This window comes from Microvirgula curvata (genome assembly GCF_054781615.1).
Map to the genome: position 1 here is coordinate 46,895 of NZ_BAAGUB010000022.1, position 23,385 is coordinate 70,279.

Annotated in this window: 15 protein-coding genes; 3 read left to right on the forward strand and 12 right to left on the reverse strand. The window is 66.6% G+C overall.

Annotation, left to right across the window (positions count from 1 at the left end):
- The 5 genes from ACYVG8_RS10365 to ACYVG8_RS10385 all read right to left on the reverse strand — a co-directional run bounded on the left by ACYVG8_RS10365 (position 1) and on the right by ACYVG8_RS10385 (position 5,385).
- Complete coding sequence (locus ACYVG8_RS10365; protein ID WP_036385643.1) at positions 1-909, reverse strand: branched-chain amino acid ABC transporter permease; 909 nt, start codon at positions 907-909, stop codon at positions 1-3.
- Between the two features lie 72 nt (positions 910-981).
- On the reverse strand, positions 982-2,184 hold the full coding sequence (locus tag ACYVG8_RS10370; RefSeq protein WP_460745725.1) for an ABC transporter substrate-binding protein: 1,203 nt from the start codon (positions 2,182-2,184) through the stop codon (positions 982-984).
- A gap of 33 nt (positions 2,185-2,217) precedes the next feature.
- Positions 2,218-2,967: an ABC transporter ATP-binding protein gene (locus ACYVG8_RS10375; RefSeq protein ID WP_234412946.1), complete on the reverse strand. Its 750-nt coding sequence runs from the start codon at positions 2,965-2,967 to the stop codon at positions 2,218-2,220.
- Positions 2,954-3,730: an ABC transporter ATP-binding protein gene (locus ACYVG8_RS10380; RefSeq protein ID WP_460745726.1), complete on the reverse strand. Its 777-nt coding sequence runs from the start codon at positions 3,728-3,730 to the stop codon at positions 2,954-2,956. The genes ACYVG8_RS10375 and ACYVG8_RS10380 overlap by 14 nt, the downstream gene beginning before the upstream one ends.
- Positions 3,727-5,385 (reverse strand): AMP-binding protein, encoded by a 1,659-nt coding sequence (locus ACYVG8_RS10385; RefSeq protein ID WP_460745728.1) that lies wholly within the window; start codon positions 5,383-5,385, stop codon positions 3,727-3,729. Before ACYVG8_RS10385 ends, ACYVG8_RS10380 begins: the two co-directional genes overlap by 4 nt.
- A gap of 316 nt (positions 5,386-5,701) precedes the next feature.
- On the opposite strand from ACYVG8_RS10385, the gene ACYVG8_RS10390 reads away from it, so the two are divergent.
- Positions 5,702-6,493 carry an MOSC domain-containing protein gene (locus tag ACYVG8_RS10390; RefSeq protein ID WP_028498932.1) on the forward strand — a complete coding sequence of 264 codons (792 nt, stop codon included), beginning with the start codon at positions 5,702-5,704 and terminating at the stop codon, positions 6,491-6,493.
- 9 nt (positions 6,494-6,502) lie between these two features.
- Here the strand turns inward: ACYVG8_RS10390 and pncB are convergent, their stop codons facing one another.
- The 5 genes from pncB to ACYVG8_RS10415 form a co-directional block, all read right to left on the reverse strand.
- Entirely contained in the window at positions 6,503-7,726 is a 1,224-nt protein-coding gene (gene pncB / locus ACYVG8_RS10395) for a nicotinate phosphoribosyltransferase (RefSeq protein ID WP_112692848.1), read from the reverse strand.
- Positions 7,727-8,068: 342 nt separating this feature from the next.
- Positions 8,069-9,721 (reverse strand): acyl-CoA synthetase, encoded by a 1,653-nt coding sequence (locus ACYVG8_RS10400; protein ID WP_028498934.1) that lies wholly within the window; start codon positions 9,719-9,721, stop codon positions 8,069-8,071.
- 422 nt (positions 9,722-10,143) lie between these two features.
- Positions 10,144-11,586 carry a metalloprotease TldD gene (gene tldD / locus ACYVG8_RS10405; protein ID WP_028498935.1) on the reverse strand — a complete coding sequence of 481 codons (1,443 nt, stop codon included), beginning with the start codon at positions 11,584-11,586 and terminating at the stop codon, positions 10,144-10,146.
- Between the two features lie 91 nt (positions 11,587-11,677).
- Positions 11,678-12,484 carry a carbon-nitrogen hydrolase family protein gene (locus ACYVG8_RS10410; RefSeq protein WP_107889666.1) on the reverse strand — a complete coding sequence of 269 codons (807 nt, stop codon included), beginning with the start codon at positions 12,482-12,484 and terminating at the stop codon, positions 11,678-11,680.
- Positions 12,481-16,353 (reverse strand): YhdP family protein, encoded by a 3,873-nt coding sequence (locus ACYVG8_RS10415; RefSeq protein WP_460745731.1) that lies wholly within the window; start codon positions 16,351-16,353, stop codon positions 12,481-12,483. The genes ACYVG8_RS10410 and ACYVG8_RS10415 overlap by 4 nt, the downstream gene beginning before the upstream one ends.
- Before the next feature lie 58 nt (positions 16,354-16,411).
- On the opposite strand from ACYVG8_RS10415, the gene glnE reads away from it, so the two are divergent.
- Positions 16,412-19,084: a bifunctional [glutamate--ammonia ligase]-adenylyl-L-tyrosine phosphorylase/[glutamate--ammonia-ligase] adenylyltransferase gene (gene glnE, locus ACYVG8_RS10420; protein ID WP_028498938.1), complete on the forward strand. Its 2,673-nt coding sequence runs from the start codon at positions 16,412-16,414 to the stop codon at positions 19,082-19,084.
- Positions 19,085-19,102: 18 nt separating this feature from the next.
- On the opposite strand, the gene ACYVG8_RS10425 is transcribed toward glnE, so the two are convergent.
- Positions 19,103-21,031: a methyl-accepting chemotaxis protein gene (locus ACYVG8_RS10425; protein WP_112692851.1), complete on the reverse strand. Its 1,929-nt coding sequence runs from the start codon at positions 21,029-21,031 to the stop codon at positions 19,103-19,105.
- A gap of 209 nt (positions 21,032-21,240) precedes the next feature.
- Between ACYVG8_RS10425 and ACYVG8_RS10430 the strand changes: the two genes are divergently transcribed.
- Positions 21,241-22,179, forward strand: a complete 939-nt coding sequence (locus ACYVG8_RS10430; RefSeq protein WP_028498939.1) for a DUF808 domain-containing protein — start codon at positions 21,241-21,243, stop codon at positions 22,177-22,179.
- Position 22,180: 1 nt separating this feature from the next.
- Here the strand turns inward: ACYVG8_RS10430 and ACYVG8_RS10435 are convergent, their stop codons facing one another.
- Positions 22,181-23,368, reverse strand: a complete 1,188-nt coding sequence (locus ACYVG8_RS10435; RefSeq protein ID WP_211249607.1) for a DUF418 domain-containing protein — start codon at positions 23,366-23,368, stop codon at positions 22,181-22,183.
- Positions 23,369-23,385 lie beyond the last annotated feature (17 nt).

Sequence of the window (23,385 nt, forward strand, 5' to 3'; positions counted from 1 at the left end):
TCAGGCCTCCTTGCCGAACAGGCCGGCCGGGCGGTACAGCAGCACCAGCGCCATGATGATGAAGATCACCGTATTGGACAGCGGCGGGTACACGACCTTGGTCAGGCCCTCGATGATGCCAAGACCGAAGCCGGTCACGATCGCCCCCATGATCGAACCCATGCCGCCGATCACCACCACGGCGAAGACGACGATGATCAGATCCGCGCCCATCTTCGGGCTGACCGAGTAGATCGGCGCCGCCACCACGCCGGCCAGCGCCGCCAGCGCCACACCGAAGAAGTAGGTGAACGAGATCAGCACCGGCACGTTGACACCGAAGGCACGGACCAGATCCGGCCGCTCGGTCGCCGCGCGCAGGTAGGCACCGATCCTGGTACGTTCAATCATGAACCAGGTGCCGACGCAGACCGAAATCGACAGCACGATGGAAAACAGCCGGTAGGCCGGGAACAGCATGAAGCCAAGGTTCACTGCGCCGGACAGGCTTTCCGGCTTGGCGTTGTACGGCTCGCCGGACACGTTGAAGCCGAGCGCGACGAACACGCCTTCCAGCATCAGCGCGACACCGAAGGTGAACAGCAGCCCGTACAGCGGGTCAACCCGGTACAGCCGCGACAGCATGAAGCGCTCGATCACCAGCCCGAGCAGCCCGACCACGGCCGGCGCCACCACCAGCGCCCACCAGAAGCTCAGTTGCGCATCCGGGTTGCCGGTCCACTGGCCGAGATAGTCGGCGCCGATCAGCGCCACCATCGCGCCGAGCATGTACAGCGCACCATGCGAGAAATTGACGATATTCAGCATGCCGAATATCACGGCCAGCCCCAGGCTCAGCAACGCATAGAACGCGCCGTTGTTGAGTCCAAGCATCAGCTGCGACAACACAGCCTGTGCGGTGATCTCCATCTGTCACCTCCATTGGTATGTTCTGTCGGCCGGACGGGGCGCCCTGTCCCCGTCCGCCCCTGCTGCCGGTGGTCAGGACTTCTTGACCAGCGGGCACTCGCTGCGCGACAGCGGCATGAACGCCTGCGCCCCCGGGATGGTCTGCATCACCTTCAGCATGTCCCATTTGTTCTTCGAGTCGGCCGGCTTCTTGACCTCGACCAGGTACATGTCATGGACCATGCGGCCGTCCTCGCGGATCTTGCCGTTCCGGGCAAAGAAGTCGTTGATCGGGGTGGTGCGCATCTTGGCCATCACCGCGCCGGCTTCGACCGTCCCGGCGGACTTGACCGCCTTCAGATAGTGCATGGTCGACGAGTAATCCCCGGCCTGGACCATGGTCGGCATGGCGCCGGTCTTCTTGTAGTAGCGCTGGGAGAAGGCGCGGGTATCGTTGTTCAGATCCCAGTAGAAGGCCGTGGTGTACTTCATGCCCTGGGCGGTGGCCAGGCCCAGGCTGGCGATGTCCGAATCGAACACCAGCATGCCGACCACGGTCTGCTTCGGCATGATGCCGAACTCGCGTGCCTGCTTGACCGCATTGGTGAAGTCGGCCCCGGCATTGGCCAGCGCCACCACATTGGCGCCCGAGCCCTGTGCCTGCAGCAGGTAGGACGAGAAGTCCGAGGTCGACAGCGGATGGCGCACCGTGCCGACCACCTTGCCGCCCATCTCGCGCACCACGTCGCTGGTGTCCTTTTCCAGCGACTGGCCGAAGGCATAGTCGGCGGTCAGGAAGAACCAGTTTCTGGCACCGGTCTTCATCATCGCCCGACCGGTACCGTTGGCCAGCGCGAAGGTGTCGTAGGTGTAATGGACCCCGTACGGCGAACATTCCTTGTTGGTCAGCGCGGTCGAACCGGAGCCGTTGTTGATGACGATGCGCTTCTTCTCCGTGCCGAGCTTCTGCACGCCGATGCCGACCGACGAGTTCAGCAGGTCGACGACCATGTCCACGCCCTGGGTGTCGAACCATTCGCGCGCCTTGGCCACGCCGATATCGGCCTTGTTCTGGTGGTCGGCCGACACGACCTTGATCGGCTTGCCGAGCACCTGGCCGCCGAAATCGTCGACCGCCATCTGCACGGCCGTGACCGCGCCCTTGCCACCGATGGCCGAGTACACGCCGGACATGTCGGTCAGCACGCCGATCTTGACGCCGTTGGCGTCGGCCTGCGCCTGGCCGGCAATGGCACCGAGGGTGGCCAGCAGCGCGAGTTGGTGTTGTCTTCTCATCTTGGAGTTTCTCCTGGGTATGGGATGGGTTGCCTACACGCCGAGATAGCGGTTCAGCAGCTCGGTCTTTTCGCCGAGTTGGTCACGACTCACGCATTCCGCCACCCGGCCGTGTTCGATCACGTAGTGGCGATCGGCCAGTGACGCCGCGAAACGGAAATTCTGTTCAACCAGCACGACGGTATAGCCGCGCGCCTTCAGCTCGGTCAGCACCCGGCCCAGCGTCTGCACGATCACCGGCGCCAGTCCCTCGGTGATTTCGTCCAGCAGCAGCAGGTTGGCGCCGGTGCGCAGGATGCGCGCCATCGCCAGCATCTGCTGCTCGCCGCCGGACAGCCGCATGCCCGGGCTCTTGCGCCGTTCGAGCAGGTTCGGGAACATCCCGTAGATCTCGTCCAGCCGCATGCCGTCCGAGCGCACCTGCGGCGGCAGCATCAGGTTTTCCTCGACCGACAGATTGGCGAAGATCCCGCGCTCCTCCGGGCACCAGCCGACACCGAGGTGGGCGATGCGGTGGGTCGGCATGTTGATGACCTCGCGGCCATTGACCATGATCGAGCCGCTGCGCCGGCCGGTCAGGCCCAGGATGGCCTTCAGCGTGGTGGTACGGCCGGCGCCGTTGCGACCGAGCAGCGTCACCAGTTCGCCGCGCGCCACGCTCAGGTCGATGCCGTGCAGGATGTGCGATTCGCCATAGAAGGCGTGCAGCCCGGTCACCCGCAGCATTTCGGTCGCCGCCGGCCCGTGCGGGCTGGCCACGGCAGTGTCTTCAGGCATGAGCATGGTCGGCCTCCCCTTCAGTCTGTGTGCCCAGATAGGCTTCCATCACCAGCGGATTGGTCGACACGCTGGCGTAGTCGCCCTCGGCCAGCGTCTGCCCGCGCGCCAGCACGGTGATGCGGTCGGCCAGCGATGCCACCACGTGCAGATTGTGTTCGACCATCAGGATGGTGCGGCCGGCCGATACCCGCTTGATCAGCTGGGCGATCCGGTCGACATCCTCCACCCCCATGCCCTGGGTCGGCTCGTCGAGCAGCATCAGTTCCGGTTCCAGTGCCAGCGTGGTGGCAATTTCCAGCGCGCGCTTGCGGCCGTAGGCCAGCTCGACCACCAGCACGTCGGCAAACTCGGCCAGACCGACCGAATCGAGCAGCGCCATCGCCTGGTCGTTCAGCCGGTCCAGCGTGCGATCGCTGGTCCAGAAGCGGAACGACACGCCGAGTTTGCGCATCAGCGCGATGCGGACGTTTTCCAGCGCGGTCATGTGCGGAAATGCCGCCGAGATCTGGAACGAGCGGATCACGCCCTTCAGCGCAATGTCCGCCGGCTTTGCCGCCGTGATGTCGTCACCGTTGAACAGGATCCGGCCGGCAGTCGGCGCATGAAACCTGGTCAGCAGGTTGAACACCGTGGTCTTGCCGGCGCCGTTCGGTCCGATCAGCGCATGGATGTGACCGCGCCTGACTTTCAGATCGACGTCGCTGACCGCGCGAAATCCCATGAAGGTCTTGGTCAGTCCGCGCGTTTCGAGAATGATGTCGTTCACGCCTCCCCCTCTCCGTGGCGGTTGGCTGCCTCACGCAGCAGAAATTTCTGAATCTTGCCGGTGCTGGTCTTCGGCAGCGGGCCGAACACGAACACCTTCGGCACCTTGTAGCCGGCCAGCCGCTCGCGGCAGAACGCCAGCAGTTCGGCGGCATCCGGCGCCGGCACGCCGGGGCGCAGCGCGACGAAGGCGCACGGCACCTCGCCCCAGCGCGGGTCCGCGCGGGCAACCACGGCGCATTCGAGCACGGCCGGATGCTGGTACAGCACCGCCTCGACTTCGAGGCTGGCGATGTTCTCGCCGCCGGAAATGATGATGTCCTTGGCGCGGTCCTTCAGTTCGAGGTAGCCATCGGGGTGGATCACGCCGAGGTCGCCGGAGTGGAACCAGCCGCCGGCAAACGCCTGCGCGGTCTCCTCCGGCGCGTTCAGATAGCCCTTCATCACGATATTGCCGCGGAACATCACCTCGCCGACGCTGCGGCCGTCGGCGACGACTTCCTGCAGGGTGTCCGGGTTGCGCACCGTGACCGCCTCCAGCACCGGATAGCGCACGCCCTGGCGGCGCAGCACGTCGCCCTGCGCGGCATCGTCCAGCTCGTCGAACTGCGGCTGCCATTCGCAGACCGTCGCCGGGCCATAGGTCTCGGTCAGCCCGTACAGGTGCAGCACCTTGAAGCCGATCGCCTCGGCGGCACGGATGACCGGCACCGGCACCGGCGCGGCGGCCGCATTGAAATGCACCGTGCGCGGAAACGGCAGCCGCTCTTCCGCCGCCGCATTGACGAACAGGTTCAGCACCACGGCAGCGCCGCACATCAGGTTGACGTCGTGCTCGGCGATCAGCCGGAACATGGCGCCGGCCTCGACCCGGCGCAGGCAGACGTGAGTACCGCCGATCGCGGCCAGGCTCCAGACAAAGCACCAGCCGTTGCAGTGGAACATCGGCAACGACCACAGCTTGACCGTATCGGCGGTCAGACCGGCCACGATGATGTTGCCGAGCGCATTCAGATAGGCGCCACGATGGTGGTAGACCACGCCCTTCGGGCTGCCGGTGGTGCCGGAGGTGTAGTTCAGCGCGATGGCGTCCCATTCGTCGGCCAGCGGCGGCGGCGTGAAGCCGGCATCGCCTTCGCGCAGCAGCGCGCTGTACTCCGGCCCCGGCAGCCGCTCGCCGTTGTCGCACTCGCTGTCAACGATGGTGATCAGCAGCGGTGTGCGCCGGGCCAGGGCCAGTGCGGCGCGCGCCAGCGGCACGAACTCGCTGTCGACCAGCCAGGCTTTGGCATCGCCATGGTCGAGCTGGAAGGCCAGCGTCGCCGCATCCAGCCGGTAGTTCATGGTGTTCAGCACCGCGCCGAGCATCGGCACGCCAAAATGCGCCTCGATCATTTCCGGGATGTTCGGCGCCAGCACCGCCACCGTGTCGCCGGCGACGATGCCGCGCCACGCCAGCGCGGCGGCCAGCTGCCGGCTGCGCCGCTCGACCTCGCGCCAGCTGTAGCGCCGCTCGCCATGGATGACGGCCACCTTGTCCGGATGAACCTGGGCGGCACGGGCCAGGAACGTGACCGGTGACAACGGCACGTAGTTGGCCGCATTGCGGTCCAGTCCTTGCCGGTACGGTTCTGGCCGTTGGCGTTGTGCGGGCATGGCAGGTGGTCTCCGGTGGTTCCCTGACCCCCTTTAGCGCAACCCGCGTGCCATGCGTGTCCAAGCCATTGTTTTTTCAATGATTTATATCATGACCTGGCAAAAACGGATGGGTTTCCGCTGCCGGAGACGGGCCGGCGTGTCTGCCTGGCCGGACATGCGGCAATGCAGCAACATGAAATGTATTAATAAACAGTCACTTGAGCATGACCGATGTGCAAGACACGGCGTCGACATCGCCGGAACACGCCCGCGTTCTTTGCCTGCCGGCCTGCGCCGGCATAAGCTGGGGGCGATTCTCAATCAGGTTCCTGCCATGCCCATGCTGACTGCGCTGTACCGCTATCCGGTCAAATCCGCCCACGGCGATGCGCTGACCCGCTGCCGCGTCGACGCCCGCGGCCTGCCCGACGATCGCAGCTGGATGGTCGCCGATCCCGACGGCCGCTTCATCACCGGCCGCGAGTGCCCGCAACTGGTCACGGTAGCGGCGACGGTCGACGAGGCCGGCCTCCATGTAGCGGCCCCCGGCCGCGAGCCGCTGACGGTTTCCCGCGCGGCCTTCACCGAGCCGCATCCGGCCGTGGTGTGGCGGGATGGTTTCGAGGCCTGGCATGGCCCGCACGCCGCCGATGACTGGTTTTCCGACTTTCTCGACCGTCCGGTCCGCCTGATGCATACCGGTGACACCCGGCGCCGGGTCAGTGCTTTCCCGGACATTCCGCTGTCGTTCGCCGACGGTTTCCCGCTGCTGCTGATCGGCGACGCATCGCGCCGGCAGCTGGAACACTGGGTCGGCCGACCACTGGAAATGGCACGCTTTCGCCCGAACCTGGTCATCGACGGCGCCGACGCCTTTGCCGAGGACGGCTGGAAGCGGCTGCGCATCGGCGAGGTCGAGCTGGAGCTGGTCAGGCCGTGCGAGCGCTGCGTATTCACTACCATCGATCCTGACACCGGCGTCAGGTCGGCCGATGGCGAACCGCTGCGCACGCTGGCCCGCTACCGCCGTGGCGAACGCGGCGTGCTGTTCGGCCAGAATGCGCTTGTGCGTCGTGGCGGGATGCTGACGGTCGGCAGCGCGGTCGAGGTTCTGGAAGCGGCCTGAGCGGCCGCGTCAGATCCGTTCCAGATTGAAAATCTGCCGCAGATAAGCCAGAAACACCGGGTCGTCGCACATCAGCTTGTTTGCGGTATCGGACAGCTTGGCGACTGGGCGGTCGTTGCAGCGCACCAGCTTCATCACGATCTGCAGTGGCTCGATGCCGAGGTCGTTGGTCAGATTGGTGCCGATGCCGAAGCTGACCTGGGTGCGGGTGGCGAAATGACCGTACAGCGCGATGGCGCGGTCGATGTCGAGGCTGTCGCTGAAGGTCAGCATCTTGGTTGCCGGATCGATGCGCAGCTTGTGGTAGTGCTCGATCATCTTCTCGCCCCACACCACCGGATCCCCGCTGTCGTGGCGCAGGCCATCGAACAGCTTGGCGAAATACAGGTCGAAATCGGCCAGGAACGCGTCCATGCCGACCACGTCGGTCAGCGCAATGCCGAGGTCGCCGCGGTACTCCTGCACCCAGCTTTCCAGCGCCGCCTTCTGGAACTGGCGCAGGTTCACGTCCAGCGCCTGGAAGGCCTGCAGGAACTCGTGCGCCATGGTGCCGATCGGCGTCAGGCCGAGCCGGCGGGCCAGGTCCATATTGCTGGTGCCGCGGAACACGTCGGGCACGCCGGCGTGCAGTACCTTGACCACTTCTTCCAGCCAGTCGCGCGAGAAGCGGCGGCGGGTGCCGAAGTCGGCCAGCAGGAGCGGCGGCGCATTGGCCGGCAGGCTGGTCTGGAAGGCGCGGATCTTGTCGACCTTGGCGCTGATCCGGCGCCGGCCTTCTTCCAGCGTCGCCTCATGACCGCCGGCAATGCCCTGGCGGCGGATCAGCTCATCGAAATACAGCTCGTTGACGATGGCCAGCACGTAGATCTCGAACATCATCGCCTGGACCATCGGCCCGCGCGCATGGATGTCGAGCCGGCCATCGGCGCGCGGCGTCACCGAAATGAAACGGCGGTTCAGATGGAACAGTTCCAGGTAGTCGACGTAGTCCGGCTTCAGATAGCGCAGGCTGCGCAGATAGGCGATTTCGTCCGGGGTGAAACGCAGTTCGCACAGCGCATCGAGCTGGCGGTTGACCGCCGGCAGCAGTTCGGCCATCGGAAACGCCGGCGTGTTGCGGCAGCGGAACTGGTATTCGGCCTGCACGCCGGGGAACTGGTGCAGGACCACTTGCTGCATCGTCAGCTTGTAGAGATCGGTGTCGAGCAGCGAGCGAATGATGGGGTCGGACATGGGATGGCGTCGGCAATGAAGGGAACCGCCACCGCCCGTCGGGCGTCAGCGGACCGTAACGGTACCACCTCCGCCGCCGGCGTGCCGTGCCGAGCGTGGTACCGGGACGATACTGCTGCGTTTTCAGACGATGCCATGCCGGTTTTCAGCATTGCCTGCTGGCCGATTCCTTGCAAATCAGCGAAAGTGATGACGCATCCATCAGACGGGGATGCCAGCGACCGTCGCATGTTCATCGCATGCGCCATCAACGGGGGCCGGATGGCGTAACCGGTATTTTCAGGTGGAAGTTACCCAAGTTGACCGCCTTGCTCACGCAAGGCGGCCTTTTTTCGCCGGCTACTAGTTCAGCTTGAAACCGCCGTCATTGACCTGGTCGCGCAGCACGAACTTCTGGATCTTCCCGGTGCTGGTCTTCGGCAGCGGACCGAACACGAACATCCGGGGCGCCTTGTAATGCGCCAGCCGTTCACGGCAGAACTGGGTCAGCTCGATCGGCGTCGGTTCCGGCGCGCCCATCTTCAGCGTGATGTAGGCGCACGGGATCTCGCCCCACTTGTCGTCCTTCTTGGCCACCACCGCGCACTCGAGCACCGACGGATGCTGGTACAGCACCGCCTCGACCTCGATCGACGAGATATTCTCGCCGCCGGAGATGATCACGTCCTTGCTGCGGTCCTTCAGCTCGATATAGCCGTCCGGATGCAGCACGCCGATATCGCCGGTATGGAACCAGCCGCCGGCAAAGGCCGCGTCGGTCGCCGACGGGTTCTTCAGATAGCCCTTCATGACGATATTGCCGCGGAACATGACTTCACCCAGCGTCTGGCCGTCGGCCGGCACCCGGGCCATCGTTTCCGGATTCAGCACGCTGGCGGCTTCCTGCACGTGGTAGCGCATGCCCTGGCGCTTGAGGATCTCGCCCTGCTCATCATCGCCCAGCGCGTTGAACTCGTCCTTCCACACGCAGGCAGTCGCCGGCCCGTAGGTCTCGGTCAGGCCGTAGACGTGGGTGACCTTGAAGCCGATCGCCTCGGCGGCACGGATGATCGGTACCGGTACCGGCGCGGCGGCGGCAATGAAACGCACCGTGCGCGGGAAATCGCGCCGGTCGGTTTCGGCCGCATTGATGAACATCGACAGCACCACGGCGGCGCCGCACATGTAGTTGACGTTGTGCTCGCTGATCGCCTTGTACATCGCCCCCGCCTCGACCCGGCGCAGGCAGACGCTGGTGCCGCCGACGGCGGCGATCGACCAGTTGAAGCACCAGCCGTTGCAGTGGAACATCGGCAGCGACCACAGCTTGACCGTGTCCGGCGTCATCTGCGTCGCCACCACATTGCCGAGCGCGTTCAGGTAGGCGCCGCGATGGTGGTAGACCACGCCCTTCGGGTTGCCGGTGGTACCGGACGTGTAGTTCAGCGTGATCGCGTCCCACTCGTCTTCGAGGGCCGGCCACTCATAGTCGGGATCGCCCTCGTTCAGCAGCGCCTCGTAGGTCAGGCTGCCAAGGCGGTCACCGGTATCGTATTCGCTGTCGGCGATGTCGATGATCAGCGGCTTGCGCTGCGAACGGGCCAGCGCATCGCGCGCCAGGCCGGCGAACTCGCTGTCGACCAGGAACACGCTGGCTTCGCCGTGTTCGAGCTGGAACGCCAGCGTGGCGGCATCCAGACGGAAGTTCATGGTGTTGAGGATCGCACCGAGCATCGGCACGCCGTAATGCGCTTCGACCATTTCCGGGATGTTCGGCGCCAGAATGGCGACCGTGGCGCCCTTGCAGACACCGCGCTGCGCCAGTGCCGACGCCAGCCGGCGGCTGCGCGCATACACCTGCGACCAGGTCAGACAGCGCTGGCCGTGGATGACCGCCGGCTTGTCCGGATACAGCTCGGCACTGCGGGCGACGAAGCTGACCGGACTCAGCGGCACATAGTTGGCGGGGGTCTTGTCCAGGCCGATCGAATACGGGTTGTGGGGAGTGCTTGCCATAGATCGTTTCTCCTTGCGGGCATCGCCATGCGCCATCGACTCGCGACGGTCGCCGGCCTGCCCTTTTTATGCGGGAACGCCGGTCACGGCGGCCTGGCGGCCGGACGCGACATGCCCGGTGTCTTCGGGCTCCCGACAGCATGCTGTATGTATGCGGATCGTCGTGGCGATCCATATGGCTTGAGGCGGACGCATCCGCCCACACTCCCCGTGCGCGCCTTGTAGTCCTGCTGTCGGACAAACTGATTATGCAATGTGGAATGGGCGGCGGATAGCCCCTGCCGGCCCGGCGGCGAAAAAAACCCGTATCTAAGTAGGGGTTAAGGATCGGGCAGCAGGAAAAAAGCAGCGGGTCTGCAAGACCGCTGCTTTTTTCTGCCGGCCTCTCCGTGCCAGCCTCACCAGACGGAGTCGTGCCGCCCTCAGGCCGTCCCGCCCACCGTCAGTCCGCCATCGATGCGCAGCGTCGGCTGGCCGACGCCGACCGGCACGCTCTGGCCTTCCTTGCCGCAGACGCCGACACCGGCATCCAGCGCCATGTCGTTGCCGATCATCGACACGTAGTTCAGCACTTCCGGGCCGGAGCCGATCAGGGTCGCGCCCTTGACCGGATAGGCGAGCTTGCCGTTCTCGATCATCCACGCTTCGCTGGCGGAGAACACGAACTTGCCGCTGGTGATGTCGACCTGGCCGCCGCCGAAGTTGGCCGCGTACAGCCCGTGCTCGACCGAGGCGATGATTTCTTCCGGCGCGCGCTCGCCGGCCAGCATGTAGGTGTTGGTCATGCGCGGCATCGGGATGTGCGCATAGCTTTCGCGACGCGCATTGCCGGTCGATTCCACCCCCATCAGCCGTGCATTCAGGCTGTCCTGCATGTAGCCGGTCAGGATGCCATCCTCGATCAGCGTGGTACATGCGGTCGGCGTGCCCTCGTCGTCGATGTTCAGCGAGCCGCGACGCAGCGCCAGCGTACCGTCGTCGACCACGGTCACGCCCCGGGCGGCGACGCGTTCGCCGATGCGGCCGGCGAATGCCGACGTGCCCTTGCGGTTGAAGTCGCCTTCCAGTCCGTGGCCGATCGCCTCGTGCAGCAGCACGCCGGGCCAGCCCGAGCCGAGCACCACGGTCATCTGCCCGGCCGGAGCCGGTCGCGCATCGAGGTTGACCAGTGCCTGGTCAACCGCTTCCTTCGCGTAGCGATGCAGCATCTCTTCGCTGAAATAGCTGAAGTCGAGCCGGCCGCCGCCGCCGCTGGAGCCCTGCTCGCGGCGCCCGTCCTGCTCGACGATGACCGAGATCGACAACCGCACCAGCGGCCGCACGTCGGCAGCATGGGTGCCGTCGCGACGGGCGATGTAGACCACGTCGTATTCGGCGGCCAGCCCGGCCATCACCTGGCTGATGCGCGGGTCGAGTGCGCGGGCGATGCGTTCCAGCCGTTCCAGCAGCGCGACCTTGGCCGCCGAGTCCAGACTGGCGATCGGGTCCATCGGCGCGAACAGCGCGTGGCCCCCGACACGGCGGACCGCCTGCACGCGGCCGTCACCACCGGCGCGGCCGATGGCGCGGGTCGCATCGGCGGCGGCGAGCAGCGCCGGCAGCGAGATTTCATCCGAGTAGGCAAAAGCGGTTTTCTCGCCGCTGACCGCCCGCACGCCGACCCCTTCGTCGATGGAGAAGCTGCCGGCCTTGACGATGCCCTCGTCGAGACTCCAGCCTTCCTGACGGGTGTACTGGAAATACAGGTCGGCATAGTCGATCTGGTGTTCACCCAGCCGGGCGAACACCCGGTCCAGCTGTTCCGGGTTCAGCCCGTTGCGGGCAAGCAGCAGTTCATCGGCAATGTCGAGATGTTGGACGTTCATGGCAGCTTTCGCAAAATCGGGTGACGTCGCCCACAGGGGTGACGATGAAATGGGGATGATTCGGGCAGGTTCCAGTGGCAGCGGCGCGGCGTCACAGCACCCGGTGCCTCAGCGCCGGCAGGCGGGTGCGCACCGATGCCATGTAGGCCGGGTCGAGGTCGGCGGTAATCACGCCCTCGCCCTGCGCCAGTTCGGCCAGTACCTTGCCCCACGGATCGACGATCATGCTGTGACCGTGGGTCTTGCGTCCGCTCGGGTGGGTGCCACCCTGGGCGCTGGCGATCGCATAGCACTGGTTCTCGATCGCGCGGGCGCGGATCAGCGGCTCCCAGTGCGCCTCGCCGGTCACGGCGGTAAAGGCGGCCGGCAGCGCGAAGGCGGCGATCTCGCCGAAGCCCCGGTACAGCTCGGGGAAGCGCAGGTCGTAGCAGACGCTGAGGCCGACCCGGCCGATGACGGTATCGACCACCACTGGCGTACTGCCGGGATCGATGGTGTCGGATTCGCTGTAGCGCTCGCCCAGCCCGGAAAAACCGAACAGGTGGATCTTGTCGTAACGCGCACGGCAGACACCGGCCGGATCGAAAACCAGTGTGGTGTTGCGCACCTTGTCGGCCACGTCGGCGCGCAGCGGCAGGGTGCCGGCAATCAGCCATACGCCGGCATCGCGCGCGATGGCGGCGGTGGCGGCCTGCAGCGGCCCGTCGCCGGGGGTCTCGGCGATCGCCAGCTTGTCGCGATCGCTCATGCCCATCAGCACAAAGTATTCCGGCAGCACCACCAGCCTGGCGCCGCGGGCCGCGGCGTCGAGCACCAGCGTGCGGGCGGTGGCGAGGTTGGCATCCGGATCGGTACCGGACACCATCTGGACCGCAGCAACCGTTATCGGTGCGTTCATCTGTGTCCCTTTCCTTTGCCCTTGCCGTTACCGCTGCTGCCGTCGGTACGGGCGGGTGACGACTTGTCGGCCTTGCTGACCTGCGGATCGGTCAGGCTGCCGGTGACCAGGTAGTCGACCGAGAACAGCTTGCCCAGCGGGTCCTGCAGCAGTTTCTGCGCCGCCAGCGCACCGACGCCGATCACCGGGTTCAGCATGGCGGCACCGGCGGCGATGGCCACCCCTTCGGACAGGTGCGGTTCGACCCTCACCCGGATCAGTTGCGAGTCCTGGCGCAGATTGGCCGTGCCGGCGAAGGTGATGGTCGCAGCCGGACTTCTGGCCTTGAGTTCGGAAATCTCGGCAATGCCCTGATCAATGCCGATGCTGCCACGGACCGAGTCGAACGCATAGCCTTCGCCGAAGATATCGCGGAAATCGAATCGCACCCGCCGGCCGATCGACTGCAGGGTGGTCAGGCCGATCAGCCGCCCGACGCCGGGGTCGAGTTTGGTGAACAGCACGTTCTCGGCGTCGAGGTCGAGCTTGCCGGACAGGCTGGCGCTGTCCGGGTCGACCAGCGCGCCATGCCAGCGCAGCTGGCCATTGAGTTTGCCCTTGCCGCCGCGCACCATTTCCGGCGCCCCGACCCGGGTCAGGAAGCGGCCGAGATTGCCGCTGTCCATCTGCACGTCGAGGCGGGAATTCAGCGCCTCGCCATCGCGGCGCTGCACGCCGGACAACTGCAGCTGCCCGTCCGGCGACGACAGGCTCAGCCGGTCAAGCCGCCAGATGTCCTTGCCCTGCCGCTCGGCATTGATGCCGAGCCGGCCGACGTCACGGTCATGCCAGTTCAGCCGTTCCACCTGCACGTCCAGCCCCGGCAACCGTTCCAGCGCCCGGTTGTCGGCAGCGGTATTCTGCGCCGCGTCGGTCTTGCTGCGCGGCAGTGGCAGCGTCAGCTGCGACAGCCGGACCTGGACTTTTTCCCCCCGGCCATCGAAGGCAAAGGCGCCGGCCGCCTCGCGGGCGTCAAGACGTCCGCTCCAGCCGCCATCGCGCGGCGACATGCTGATCCGGACCGCATTCAGCTGCCGGCCGAAGGCCAGCAGCTCGTCAGTGCGCAACGCCAGCGTGACCGGGAAGGCCTGCCCGCCGCCATCCGTGCTGTTGCTGCCGCCGCCGAACAGTGCCAGCCACGGCGCCAGGTCGATGCGCCGGTTGGCGACATACACCGTCAGACCGCGCGCCGGGACCGGGCCGTTGCCGTCGCCGACCCGCACGCTGCCGCGCACCAGATCGCTGCCCTTCAGCCAGATATTGGCCGAGGCCTCGCCGCCAAGCCGGATGTTCAGCCGGTCCAGCTTGCCGTCGGGGCGCATGTCGATCGCCAGCGGCAGCGTCTCGCTGGCCCGTTTGGCAAACGGCGCCGGCAGGTCGGAGGTCACGTCCTCCAGCCGGCTGACCACCTTGATGCTTTCCAGTGTCTTGCCGATCGTGACCGTCGCCGTATACGGCGCCATGCCGCCGACGTGCGGCACCAGCAGCGGAAAATAGGTCGCCAGCGCCGCGCGCGAATCGGCGCGGCCGGTCGCGACGAAGCGCATGGTGCCGTTGGCCTGGGTGTCCGCGTTGAGGCGGCCAAAGCCACCGAGCGCCTGCAGCGCAATGCCGCGTGCGCTGACGCCATGTTCGGTAAAGCCGAGCACGCCCGTGACCTGCTCCAGCGGCGGCACGCCGCCGCCGAGTGTGACCCGGTTGTGGTTGAAGGTGAAGTTGCCGGCCACGCGGGTCGCTTCGGCCTGGAGCAGCGGAATGTCCAGCTTCAGCCCCAGCTTGCCGCGTCCGTCGATGCCCATCGTGTCCGCCAGATTGTCGAGCCGCGCGTTCAGCGGGCTGTTGCGCAGGAACCTGACGAACTCCATCCCGGCACCGTCGACCTGGCCATCGATCAGCAGATGCGGTTCATTCGCACCAAGATCGGGAATGCTGACCCGGGTATTGCTGACGGCGGCGGCACCGATCCGGCCGCGCTGCGCGGTAATCAGCATGCCGGCATTCTCGAAACGCAGATCGGCGTCGATTTCGCTGACCATCGGCCAGGCACGATCGTATTCAAGCCCGACCCGGCTGGCCCGCGTGGTGACCAGGAAGCGGCCACCGCCGTGCTCGAACGGAAACTTGTCCAGATTGCCTTCCAGCAACAGGCTGGCATCACGTGCCGTGCCGCTCTTCAGCGCGGCCGCCAGCCAGTTGCGCGTGTCGCGACCGACCACCAGCGGCAGGTACTGCGGCACCCGGCTGGCAGCGACGGCCGGAATGCTGGCGGTCAGATCGATCAGCCCGGTCCGGCTCTGCGCCGGTAGCCACTGGTAACGGCCGGATATCGTCGCGTCCAGATCGGCATTGGTCAGTGCGACCTTTTTCAGCCGCACATCCACATTGTCGCCGCTGCGCGTCCAGCGGACATCGGCATTCAGGCGGCTCAGGTGCAGCGGTTCGGCAAACACGTGCGGCAGCGTCAGCGTGGTACCGCTGTTGTCCTCGATATCCAGCGAGCCGCCCTTCTGGTCGAATTCAATGTCGCCGTCGACACCGGCCATGCCCGGCAGTGTATTCAGCGGCTGCCAGCCGAGGCCGGCAAAGCGCCCCTTCAGCGCATAGGACGTCGGGGCCTTCAGTTCGCCGCGCCAGCTGGCTTCGACATGGTCGACAAAGCCGACCGGGTCCAGCGCATTCCACGACGCGTTCTCGCCCAGCGGCAGCACGCGCAGCAGCGGACGCAGCGCGCCGAGATCGGCGCGCGACACCGACAGCTTGCCCTCGCCGTTGCGGCCGGGTCGCCATTCCGCCTGCAGGGCCGCATTGTCGAACAGCATGCCGGTACTGGTTTGCGCCAGCAGCTTGCGCGCCGCCAGGGTGTGGCGATTGCCGCGGCCGGTTTTCAGCTCGATCTCGCCGGACAGGCGCGGGACCGAGACCGGGTCACGGTGCGCGTCCGGCCGCAGCAGCACATTGCGCAGATCGAACGCGGCGTTGCCGGCGGTCAGCTCGCCGGCGGCGAATTCGCCGCTCAGCCGCGCCCGGCCTTCGCCGGACGGCAGATGCGCCATCCACGGCAGATAGCGCTGCCATGGCGCAAAGCGCGCGCCGCCGATATCGAGCGAGAAGCTGCCGCGCCAGGTGTCGGTCCAGCGGGTGATATCGTCGCCCGACCACGACAGCTCGGCATCAAATCGCGAGAACCAGTCGGCCGGCGGCGTGGCCGACAGCGTCAGCGTATGCGTCAGCAGGCCGCGTCGCAGCACCAGTCGGCCATTGCGCAGATCGAGCGCGGCCAGCCCGGCCAGATCGTCGCGCCAGTGGATGCCGGCCTGGTTGATGCGGATTTCATGCTGGCGCAGCAGCCAGTTGATCAGATGGCCGTCATGACTGCCCTGACCGAACTGCAGCCCGTTCAGGAACAGGCGACCCTGGCCGTCGCGATAGAGGTCGAGCAGCGGCCGGTTCAGTTCAATAAGGTGAAAGCGCGGTTCGAGGTGGATCAGGCTGGTCCACGATGGCTGCGCCTGCATCTGGTCCAGCGTCAGTGCCCGGCCATCGACCGGATTCTCGATCCGCACCCGGTCCAGGGTCAGGGTCAGCACCACGCCGTCGACACGGCCGCCGAGCGCACCGATGCGCACCCGCTGCCCCACGGCATCAGTCAGGGCCGCCTCGATGCGCGGCTTGAACGCATCCAGGTTGGGCAGCAGGTATTGGGTCATCCACAGCCATACCGCGGTCATCAGCACGGCAATGACCGCAGCAAGCAGTGCCAGCACGCGCGCAGTGCGCTTGAGCAGGGCACCCACCGGCCATGAGGGCAGCGAGAAACGGGAGGCGTTCAAAATCTTCTGGACGGTAGAATGGACGACGAGTCGCCCAATACGACAAAGGTCCGCAATTATGCCAGTAAACACGCTTGCCCATGCCCTTGCCCACAGTGCCTGGTTACGAAGAACGCTCGCCGCCGACCCCGAACTGGCTGCCGAACTGCCTGCGCGGCTGCATGCGCCGTTCACCCGGGCGGAAATGAGCGAACGCTATGCGGCGTTCGCGGTGGCCGACGAAGCGATGCTGAAGACTGCACTGCGCCGGTTGCGCCGCGCGCTGCTGGCCCGGCTGATTGCACGCGACATGGAGGGACTGGCCACGCTGGACGAGGTCATGGCGACGATTTCGGACTTCGCGCTGTTTGCGGTCGATACGGCGCTGGCGGCACTGAAGCCGGAACTGGCGCGCTATGGCCGGCCGATCGGTGACGAGTCCGGCCGCGAGCAGGAAATGATCGTGATCGGCATGGGCAAGCTCGGCGGCGACGAACTGAATGTCAGCTCCGACATCGACCTGATCTTCATCTACCCGGAATCCGGCGAGACCGACGGCGATCGCAAGATCAGCAACCACGAGTACTTCACCCTGCTCGGCAAGAAGCTGATTGCCGCCCTGTCCGAGCTGACCGCCGACGGCTTCGTGTTCCGTGTCGACATGCGGCTGCGCCCGTATGGCGATTCCGGACCGCTGGTGATGAGCTATGCGGCGCTGGAAAACTACCTCCTGACCCAGGGCCGCGAATGGGAACGCTATGCGTGGATCAAGGCGCGGGTGATGACCGGCGACGATGCCGTGCTCGCCGACCTCGCCCGTCCGTTCGTCTATCGCAAGTATCTCGATTACAACGCCTATGGCGCAATGCGCGAGCTGTACAAGCAGATCCAGCGCGAAGTCGCGCGCCGCGACCTGATCGACAATATCAAGCTCGGCCAGGGCGGCATCCGCGAGATCGAATTCATTGCCCAGGTATTCCAGCTGATCCGGGGCGGGCGCGAGAAAAGCCTGCAGACCCGCTCGACGCGCGAGGCGCTGGCACGGCTCGGCGACATGCGCCTGCTGGAGCCGGAAGCGGTCACCGAGCTGGCCGACAGCTATGACTTCCTGCGCCGGCTCGAACACCGGCTGATGTACCTGGACGACCAGCAGACGCAGACCCTGCCGGTCGATCCGGCACAGCGGGCGTGCATCGCCACCAGCATGGACTGTGCCGACTGGGACGCGTTCGTCGCCCGGCTGAACCGGGTGCGCGCCACCGTGCACCGTCATTTCGAGCAGGTATTCTTCCTGCCGACCGAGGAACATGTCAGCCACCCGCTGTCCGGCCTGTGGGCCGATATCCAGGAAGACGGTGCGGCAGCGCAGCTCGGCGAGCTCGGCTATGACGATGCCCCCCAGGTGATGCGCAGTCTGGCCGCCTTCGCCAATTCGCAGCGCTATCGCGACCTGCCGACCAAGAACCGCCAGCGCATCGATGCCCTGATTCCGGCGCTGATCGAGGTCGCCGCCGGCTGCGACGGCCCGGACACCACGCTGACGCGCATTCTCGGCCTGATCGAGGCCATCAGCCGCCGCTCCAGCTATATCGCGCTGCTGACCGAGTACCCGCAGACGCTGAAACGGCTGGCCTCGCTGTACTCGGCCAGCCCGTGGGTATCCAACTACCTGACCAAGCACCCGATCCTGCTCGACGAGCTGCTCGACGCGCGGGTGCTGTATGCCGAACCGGACTGGCCGCAACTGGCGGCCGGACTGGCGCACCAGCTCGACGAGGCGCGCGGCGACGTCGAGGCGCAGATGGATATCCTGCGCCACTTCCAGCACGCGCAGCAGTTCCGGCTGGTGGCGCAGGATCTGGCCGGCATGTGGCCGCTGGAAGCGCTGTCGGACCAGGTCTCGCTGCTGGCCGACACCGTGCTGGCCGCCTGCGTGCGGGCCGCGTGGCTCGATATCGGCAAGCGCCACGTCGAGGTACCGAAATTCGCCGTCATCGGCTACGGCAAGCTGGGCGGCAAGGAACTCGGCTACGGCTCCGACCTCGACCTGATCTTCCTGTACGACGATCCGCACCCGGATGCGCCGGACCTGTACGCGCGGCTGGCGCGCAAGCTGTCGACCTGGCTGACCGCCGCCACCCCGGCCGGCATCCTGTACGACATCGACCTGCGCCTGCGCCCGGACGGTGCAGCCGGGCTGCTGGTCAGCACCGTCGACGCCTTCGCCAACTACCAGCGCGGCAAGGCGTGGCTGTGGGAACACCAGGCGCTGACGCGCGCCCGCTTCGTCGCCGGGGATGCGGCGGTCGGCGACCGCTTCGAGAAAACCCGTTTCGACGTGCTGACTATGACCCGCGACCCGGGCTCGCTGCGGGCCGAAGTGCTGGCCATGCGTGAGCGGATGCGCGAATCCCACCCGCCGCGCGACGACGACATCAAGCACGCGCACGGCGGCATTGTCGACGTCGAGTTCATCGTGCAGTACCTGGTGCTCGGCCATGCGTGGCGCTTCCCGGAGCTGACCGGCAACCTCGGCAATATCGCCCTGCTCGGCCTGGCCGCCAATGCCGGCCTGATCGACCACGAGCTGGCGAAACAGGCTCAGGATGCCTACCGCCACTACCGGCGCCTGCAGCACGCGCTGCGGCTGCAGGAAGGCCGCAAGGTCATGCCCGATGCGGCACTGCTGGTGCACTACGCCCAGGTAACGCGGCTGTGGGAGCAGGTGATGCAGCCCGGCCCCGGCGACTGACTGCCGGTCGCCGGCGACTCAGAGCCGGAAAGCGGCAATCGCGTCGCGCAGGTCGTCGGCGAGCTTTTCCATGTCCTGCGCCGAGTGCGCCAGCGCCTGCAGCGCGCCGTTGTTCTCGACGTCCATGCTGGCCAGATGCTCGACGTTGCCGGCGATCTGCCCGGTCGCGCTGCACTGCTCGGTCAGCGCGGCCGAGATGTCGGCCACTGCGCCGACCACGGTCAGGGTCGCCTCGCGCACGCCGGCCATGCTGGCGCCGGCGGCATTCGCCAGCTCGACGCAATCGCTGACCTGGCGGTTGCCGCTTTCCATTTCTTCCATCGCCCGCCGGGTGCGGGTCTGGATGTCGCCGATCATGCGTCCGATCTCGGCCGCCGAACTGGACGTGCGCTCGGCCAGCTTGCGCACCTCGTCCGCCACCACGGCAAAGCCGCGGCCGGCCTCGCCGGCCCGCGCCGCCTCGATCGCCGCATTCAGCGCCAGCAGATTGGTCTGGTCGGCAATGTCGCCGATCACGCCGATAATGCGGGAAATTTCCTCCGAACTGCCCGACAGCTCGGCAATGGTGCCGGCCGAGCGACTGACCGAATCGGCGCTGGTGCGCATGCCCGCGACCGTGCGTTCGACCACATTGCCGCTGTCGACGGTCTGCTGACCGGCATCGCCGGCCTTCTGGTGGGCGAGGCCGGCATTGTTGGCCACTGCCGCCGCGCTGGCATTGATCTGCTGCAGCGCCAGGGCCAGGTCGGCGGTGATGTCACTCTGCCGGGTGACCCGGCCGGACACATCGGACGAGGTCGCCGCCAGCCGGGCGGCATTGTCCGCCACCCGCCCCGCCAGTCCATTGATGGTGCCGACCATCCGCTTCAGTGACGACTGCATGTCGGCAATGGCGCCCAGCAGGCTGTCCGGCCGCGCCGGCGGCACGGTGGCCCCCAGGTTGCCGCCGGCGATATCGTGGGCGATGGAGATCGCCAGCTCCGGCTCGCCGCCAAGCGGCACCAGCACCATCCGGTTCAGCTGCCAGTACAGCAGTATCGCCAGCAGCACGGCCAGCAGCAGGCCGACGCCGACCACCGGCAGCACGATATCCAGTTTCATGGCCCGTGCCTGCTCGAGCGGAAACGCCATCAGCACCGAATAGCTCCACGGCGCAAAGTCCCGCTTCGACACCTGCCAGCCATCACTGTTCTGCTGGATCGCCCTGACCGTGCCCTCGTCGCTGCTGGAAGAATGGAAGCGGATGCGGTCACGGTCATCGATCAGCGCGACCACGCCATGATCGAGAATGCCGGCGGCGGCGATCGCATCGCCCAGCACTTTCAGGTCGGCCTTGTAACCGACATACCAGGCGCCGATGACCTCGCCGGCCGCATTGTGGATCGGCTCGTAGCCGGTAATGAACGGATTGCCGAGAATGTCGACCTGGCCATAGAAAGCCTTGCCCTGCTTCAGATCGGCAATGGCACGCCCCTTCGGGTCGAGCAGCGTGCCGATAGCCCGGCTGCCGTCGGGCTTTTTCACATTGGTGGAGATGCGGACGAAATCGTCGCCCCGGCGGACGAACAGGGTGGCGGTCCCGCCCATGATGCCGGTCACGCCATCGACCAGCTCGAAACGGCTGGCCTGCCCTGCCGCACCAAGCTGCAGGTCGGGGACGGACTGGCCGGATACGGTCACCACCGGGCCGGCGGCAGCCGGGCCGAGGGCCTGACCACGCATCATCAGCAGCCGCATCGAGGCCTTGACCTCGGCCATCATCAACTGGTCGATGACCGTCAGCGAGTCGATAACCGTTTGTCCCTGCCTGGCGGTTTCCTGCTGGATGGCGCCATCGATGCGTTTCGATTCCAGATAGGCCATGGCGCCGGCAGTGATCGCCAGCAGCAGGCAGGCCAGGCCGAGAACGGGGAGCAGAACGCGGGTTCTGAAGCTGAGTCGGGACATGTTGATTCCTGGGGGGTGACAGACGCAGTGCTGCCGTTACTTGAGACGCACTTCCAGCACGAGAAACCCCCGGCCAGACATAGCCATAGTCGCTATCGACTAATTATCAACTAACTTTATGACAAAAACCGGTCTCCGCAGCACGGGCGAAACCGCTACACTCGCGCCCTGCCCGGGCACCCCGCCCATCCCCCCGAACGGAGATCCCCATGGCTGGAGCCAGCCTGCTTGCCCTGCTTGACGATATTGCTTCCATTCTTGATGACGTCGCCGTCATGACCAAGGTTGCCGCCAAGAAAACCGCCGGCGTGCTTGGCGACGACCTGGCCCTGAACGCCGAACAGGTTTCCGGTGTCCGCAGCGAGCGGGAATTGCCGGTGGTCTGGGCGGTGGCCGTCGGTTCGCTGAAGAACAAGGCGATCCTGGTGCCGGCCGCCCTGGCGATCAGCGCCTTCGCCCCGTGGGCCGTCACACCGCTGCTGATGCTCGGCGGACTGTACCTGTGCCTGGAAGGAGTGGAAAAACTGGCACACAAATGGCTGCACAGCGCGGACGACACGGCCCGCCAGCATGCCGAGCAGCTTGCCGCCGTGGCTGATGAGCAGGTCGACCTCGCCGCCTTCGAGGCCGACAAGATCAAGGGCGCCATCCGCACCGACTTCGTGCTGTCGGCGGAAATCATCGTCATTGCGCTCGGCACCGTGGCCGACAAGCCGCTGACCAGCCAGTTGAGCGTGCTGGTGGCGATTGCGCTGGTCATGACCGTCGGCGTCTACGGCCTGGTGGCCGCCATCGTCAAGATGGACGACCTCGGCCAGCACCTGCTGGACAAGACCGGCGCCGTGGCCCGGGCGATCGGTCGCGGCCTGCTGCTGGCCGCGCCGAAACTGATGAAAGCGCTGACGGTGATCGGCACCGTGGCCATGTTCATGGTCGGTGGCGGCATCCTGACCCACGGCATCGGCCCGCTGCACCACGCCATTGCCGAAGCCGGCACCACGGTCGCTGCCGTCGCCGGCATCGGTCCGCTGCTCGGCATCGGCGTACCGCTGCTGCTCGATGTCGTCACCGGCATCGTCGCCGGTGGTCTGACCCTGCTGGTCGTCGAAGCGTTCGGCAAGCTCCGCGCCCGCCTGTCCGCAGCCTGAGTCAGTCCCTGCGCCAGCGCGGCCAGGCCGCATGCGTGACGGCGCGCAACAGCCATTCGGCCGGCCCGTAACCGTGCCGCGTCAGCCACCAAGCGCTGACGCGGAGCTGGATGGCGAACAGCGCAAGGGCGATCAGCAGTGTCTGCCACGGCGCCAGCCGGCCGATCAGTCCCAGCCCGTAACCGGTGAACAGCAAGGCGCAGACCAGCGACTGCAGCAGGTAATTCGACAGCGCCATGCGGCCGGCCGGTGCCAGCGCCGCGGCCAGTGCACCGCCAGCAGCGCTGCGGAACCCGCGCAGCGCCAGCCCGACATAGGCGCCGGTCAGCAGGGGGGCGCTGAGCAGGCCGACCGCCATGCCAAGCACCCCGAGCGCCGATGCCCGACAGAACACGGCCGCATACGCATAGACCACCGCACCGGCCAGGCCGAGCGGCAGACCGATGGCGACCAGTCGCCCGGCCGGCACCTGCCGCGCCCCGTCGGCCAGCAGCCGGCGCCGGCCGGCTGCCAGCCCGAACAGGAACATGGCCAGTGTGCCCGGCGCCTGCAGCAGCACCAGCCCGGGCCACACGACGCCGGTCAGGTCCTGCCAGCGCCAGGCGATGATCGTGGCCGGCGTCCCGCGGTAGGCGGCCAGTGCCTGCCCGGCCTGCTGCTGCACCAGCGCCGGATCGACGCCATCGCCGAACACCAGCATCAAGCCGCCCAGGGCGCCCCAGACCAGCCCCGACACGATAATGCAGGCCACGCCGAAGCGGACCGCCCCGGCCGGCGTCCAGTTTCGCCAGGCAAGCAGCAGCAGGCCGAGCAGCGCATAAAGCAGCAGAATGTCGCCCACGTACAGCAGCAGCGCATGCAGCAGGCCGAGCAGCGCCAGCCCGGCCAGCCGGCGGCAGAAGCGCGGCACGAAGGCGCGACCGGCACGCTGCGCCGAGTCGATCTGCAGGGTGAAGCTGTAGCCGAACAGGAATGAGAACAGCAGATAGAACTTGGTCTCGAACAGCAGGGCCACGGCCAGTTGCACCGCGCGGTCCAGCGGCCGGTCGAAGACCGGGTCCGGCATGCCGCTGCCGTAATAGCTGGAAGCGAACACGCCGATATTGACGACCAGAATGCCCAGCAGGGCGAAGCCGCGCAGCGCGTCGACTTCGGCCAGCCGCGGCGGCGGGGAAGGTATTGGCATCATGTCGCAGGTCCGGTCAT

Excerpts from the sequence above, each read along its gene's own strand:
- ACYVG8_RS10390 (WP_028498932.1), top strand. The coding sequence starts at position 5,702 with ATGCCCATGCTGACTGCGCTGTACCGCTATCCGGTCAAATCCGCCCAC.
- ACYVG8_RS10410 (WP_107889666.1), bottom strand. The coding sequence starts at position 12,484 with ATGAACGCACCGATAACGGTTGCTGCGGTCCAGATGGTGTCCGGTACC.
- ACYVG8_RS10365 (WP_036385643.1), bottom strand. The coding sequence starts at position 909 with ATGGAGATCACCGCACAGGCTGTGTTGTCGCAGCTGATGCTTGGACTC.
- ACYVG8_RS10385 (WP_460745728.1), bottom strand. The coding sequence starts at position 5,385 with ATGCCCGCACAACGCCAACGGCCAGAACCGTACCGGCAAGGACTGGAC.
- ACYVG8_RS10370 (WP_460745725.1), bottom strand. The coding sequence starts at position 2,184 with ATGAGAAGACAACACCAACTCGCGCTGCTGGCCACCCTCGGTGCCATT.
- ACYVG8_RS10400 (WP_028498934.1), bottom strand. The coding sequence starts at position 9,721 with ATGGCAAGCACTCCCCACAACCCGTATTCGATCGGCCTGGACAAGACC.
- ACYVG8_RS10375 (WP_234412946.1), bottom strand. The coding sequence starts at position 2,967 with ATGCTCATGCCTGAAGACACTGCCGTGGCCAGCCCGCACGGGCCGGCG.
- glnE (WP_028498938.1), top strand. The coding sequence starts at position 16,412 with ATGCCAGTAAACACGCTTGCCCATGCCCTTGCCCACAGTGCCTGGTTA.
- ACYVG8_RS10430 (WP_028498939.1), top strand. The coding sequence starts at position 21,241 with ATGGCTGGAGCCAGCCTGCTTGCCCTGCTTGACGATATTGCTTCCATT.
- ACYVG8_RS10435 (WP_211249607.1), bottom strand. The coding sequence starts at position 23,368 with ATGATGCCAATACCTTCCCCGCCGCCGCGGCTGGCCGAAGTCGACGCG.
- pncB (WP_112692848.1), bottom strand. The coding sequence starts at position 7,726 with ATGTCCGACCCCATCATTCGCTCGCTGCTCGACACCGATCTCTACAAG.
- ACYVG8_RS10425 (WP_112692851.1), bottom strand. The coding sequence starts at position 21,031 with ATGTCCCGACTCAGCTTCAGAACCCGCGTTCTGCTCCCCGTTCTCGGC.
- tldD (WP_028498935.1), bottom strand. The coding sequence starts at position 11,586 with ATGAACGTCCAACATCTCGACATTGCCGATGAACTGCTGCTTGCCCGC.